1 protein-coding gene is annotated in these 207 nt (G+C 36.7%); it reads left to right on the top strand.

Annotated elements, in window-relative coordinates; genetic code table 11:
- Positions 1 to 207 (top strand): hypothetical protein (locus tag EXE44_RS21325; protein ID WP_206750425.1); only part of this gene is annotated, 207 nt, incomplete at both ends.

Below are 207 nucleotides of genomic sequence, written 5' to 3' on the forward strand. Positions count from 1 at the left end.
TGAGTTCGAAACGGTTAGTGAATTTCATGAATCCAATATTGAACTGGACGATGCGAACAAAAGAGAGGATCTAGAAACGACGACAGTAGAAGATTTAAGAAATGTAAGAAAAAGCGCCAAGAGTACAAGAAAATTCTTTGATAAGGGACTGATTGGAAACACTGAGAGTAGACAACTCGTATTCTTTGGATTAATTAGTCTACTCCT

The organism is Halorubrum sp. SS7 (assembly GCF_005435055.1).
In the GTDB taxonomy this organism is placed as follows: Archaea; Halobacteriota; Halobacteria; order Halobacteriales; family Haloferacaceae; genus Halorubrum; species Halorubrum salinarum.